This is a genomic window from Streptacidiphilus neutrinimicus (genome assembly GCF_000787815.1).
In the GTDB taxonomy this organism is placed as follows: domain Bacteria; phylum Actinomycetota; class Actinomycetes; order Streptomycetales; family Streptomycetaceae; genus Streptacidiphilus; species Streptacidiphilus neutrinimicus.
The window spans coordinates 12,279-15,289 of record NZ_BBPO01000118.1; the positions used below are offsets into that span (position 1 = coordinate 12,279).

Here is a 3,011-nt window from a genome sequence, read left to right on the forward strand (position 1 = left end):
GCTACGGCCCAGGTCGGGCGGTTCTCGCGTCCGTGGGCAGCCGCCGCCGGGCCGGGCATGCCCCAGCCACGAGGCATCCCGTGCCTCCGCGCAAGCGCGTGAGCGGGCCGGCGCGGCGCGCCAGGGCGGGCGGGCGTCGAGCGACATCGGGGGGACCTGCGGGAGGATGGGGGAATGCGCATTCGCCTCACGCTTGCCGCGTCGCTGGCCGCCGCCGCGCTGGCGGCGGTCAGCGCGTGCTCGTCGGGAGGGCCCGCGGAGCCGGCCGGGGTGTCCTCGTCGCTGGCGGCGCAGAGCGGCTCCGTCGCGGCCGCCGCCGTGCCGAGGCCCGCGCACGTCGTGGTCGTCATGGAGGAGAACCACGCCTACGACGAGGTCATCGGCAGCCCGGACGCGCCGTACATCAACGCGCTGGCCGCCCAGGGGGCCTCCTTCACCTCCTCCTACGCCGTGGCGCACCCGAGCGAGCCGAACTACCTCGCGCTCTTCTCCGGCTCGACGCAGGGCCTCACCGACGACTCCTGCCCGCACATCTTCACCGGCCCCTCCCTCGGCTCCGAGCTGCTGGGCGCGGGGCTCGGCTTCGCGGGGTACTCCGAGTCGATGCCGCAGACCGGCTTCACGGGCTGCACCAGCGGCGACTACGCGCGCCGGCACAACCCGTGGGTGAACTTCCCGGCCGTCCCCGCCGCCGACAACCGCACCTTCGCCGCGTTCCCGACGAACGACGCGGGCTACGCCGGGCTGCCCACGCTGTCGTTCGTCGTGCCGAACGTCCAGCACGACATGCACGACGGCACCGTCCGCCAGGGCGACGACTGGCTGCGGGCCAACCTCTCCGGCTACGCGTCGTGGGCGCGCGCCCACGACAGCCTGCTCGTCGTCACCTGGGACGAGGACGACAACGGCCCGGGCAACCACATCCCGACGCTGATCGTCGGGGCGGGTGTGAAGCCTGGCCGGTACGGCGAACTTGTGGACCACTACCGGCTGTTGCGCACCCTGGAGGCCGCCTACGGCCTCCAGCCGCTCGGCGAGAGCGCACAGCGCGCGCCGGTGACCGACATCTGGTGACTCTCGGTCACACCGGTTTCCGAACGGCGCAACGAGGCGTGCAGCGGGGCCGGGAGGAGGGTCTCCTGGCGGAGTGACGGTCATGGGCAGGAGCCGTCGCGCTCCGTCGTCCCGAGGGGGAACACGCCTGTGCGTCGCCACCGGATACACCGCCGGATACGCCGTCGACTCGCGGTGGGCCTCGGCGCCTGCGCGCTGTTCCTGCCCGTGGCCCTGACGGCGCCTCCGCAGACCGCGACCGCCTCCCCGTCGGTGCCGGGACCGCGCGCGAAGCTGGTCTTCAGCGACTACTTCACGACGCAGGACTGGGGCAGGCCGGGCGCCACGTGGTCCACCTACTCGTCCGCGTACCCGAATGGGCGGACCAATCACGAGGACTGGAAGCTCGACAGGGTCACGCCCGGCGCGGTGACCCTCGTCCAGGGAGGCGGGGTCCAGTTCCGCGCCACCCCCGCGACCCGCAGGCCCGCGGGGACGTGGGCCGCGGGCCTGCTCACGACCGAGCCCTGGGGCGACGGCTCCCGCGGGGGCAACGGCTTCGCCGTGCGGCCCGGCGACTACGTGGTGGTCCGCCTCCGCTTGCCTGACCGCGACGGCGGGGGCGGCCACGGCGCCTGGCCCGGGGTGTGGACCTGGAAGGACGGCGACAACGAGGTCGACATCCTGGAGTGGCACGGCGAGACCCCCGACCTCGCGGAGCTGGTCAACCACGTGGGCGGCCACGCGTACGCGTGGGTCCGCAGCGGCCTCCTGGGCTTCGGCAAGTGGGTCTACGTCGGCGCGCGGTTCGGGACGCGGAGCGTCACCTGGTACCTCGGCGGCTCGCTCACGCACATGCGCGCCGTCTTCAGCGACCACCAGGGCGTCCCCTCCGACTGGCGCGCCTACCTGGTCGTCAACCTCAGCGTCTCCTCCCAGGACGGCCGCACGCCGGTCGCCCTGACCCCCATCACCAGCGAGGTCTCCAGCATCCGCGTCTACCGCTGACGCATCGCGCCCGCCGGGGCCAAGGTGCTCAGGCGGGCCGTGCTCCCGGGTGGGTGACGCAGTGGGCGGCGGCGGTGCAGCCGGCTTGGGCGGCGGTGAGGGGGGACGCGCCGGTGAGGAGGGCGGCGAGGAAGGTTCCGGCGAAGGCGTCGCCCGCGCCGGTGGTGTCCACGACCTTCGCCTCGGGCGTGGGGAGGCGTCCGAGGACCGCGCCGTTGGGGCGGCACAGGACCACGCCGTCCGGGCCGCGCTTGACCACGACCAGGGCGCCGGTGGTCACCGCGAGGCGCAGGGCCGCCTGCTCGGGGTCGCGCAGGCCGCCGAGCAGGCGGGCCTCGTCCTGGTTGGGGAGGAGCAGGTCCACGCCGTGCACCAGGTCGAGGAAGGTCTGCGGGCCGAGCCGTGCCAGCGGCCCGGCGGAGGCCGGGTCGACGCTGACCGGGATGGAGCGGGCGCGGCAGCGGGTGCGGATGAGCGCGGCGAGGTCGCGGCCGGGCGCGGAGAAGAGCAGGTAGCCGGAGAGGTGGACCCGGGCCGCGTCGTCCAGCAGGCTCTCGTCCCAGTCGGCGGGGCCGAGCGCCGCGCCCGCGCCGCGGTCGTTGAGCATGGTGCGCTCGCCCGTCGCGTCGACCAGGCAGACGACGGTCGCGGTGGGCCGGTCCAAGTCCTCGCGCAGGACCGGCCGGACTCCGGCGCTCCGCAGCTCCATGCGGTGCTGCTCGGCGGTCGCCGCGCCGACGCGGGCGAGCAGCGTGGCCTCCGCTCCGTGGGCGGCGGCCCACGCGGCGACGTTGGCGGCCGCGCCGCCGGGGCGGAGCACGACGTGGGCGGCGGTGTCGGTGGCCGGCGCGAGCGGCCGGTCGTGCACGGCGACGACGTCGGTCGCCAGGTCCCCGACGACCAGCAGCCGGCCGCCGCCCGGTCGGCCCGCGCCGTGACCGCTCATGCGG

Annotated in this window: 3 protein-coding genes; 2 read left to right on the plus strand and 1 reads right to left on the minus strand. The window is 75.4% G+C overall.

Annotation, left to right across the window (positions count from 1 at the left end):
• Nucleotides 1-174 precede the first annotated feature (174 nt).
• Nucleotides 175-1,074, plus strand: a complete 900-nt coding sequence (locus TR48_RS36180; RefSeq protein ID WP_084730049.1) for an alkaline phosphatase family protein — start codon at nucleotides 175-177, stop codon at nucleotides 1,072-1,074.
• Nucleotides 1,075-1,203: 129 nt separating this feature from the next.
• Nucleotides 1,204-2,061: a hypothetical protein gene (locus tag TR48_RS36185; protein WP_152628375.1), complete on the plus strand. Its 858-nt coding sequence runs from the start codon at nucleotides 1,204-1,206 to the stop codon at nucleotides 2,059-2,061.
• Between the two features lie 28 nt (nucleotides 2,062-2,089).
• Here TR48_RS36185 and TR48_RS36190 read toward each other — a convergent pair whose 3' ends face one another.
• A complete protein-coding gene (locus TR48_RS36190; protein WP_052443334.1) occupies nucleotides 2,090-3,007 on the minus strand; it encodes a carbohydrate kinase family protein in 918 nt (305 codons plus the stop codon).
• Nucleotides 3,008-3,011 lie beyond the last annotated feature (4 nt).

Bases quoted from the DNA above. Each gene is read 5' to 3' on its own strand.
- TR48_RS36180 (WP_084730049.1), top strand. From the start codon at position 175: ATGCGCATTCGCCTCACGCTTGCCGCGTCGCTGGCCGCCGCCGCGCTG.
- TR48_RS36190 (WP_052443334.1), bottom strand. From the start codon at position 3,007: ATGAGCGGTCACGGCGCGGGCCGACCGGGCGGCGGCCGGCTGCTGGTC.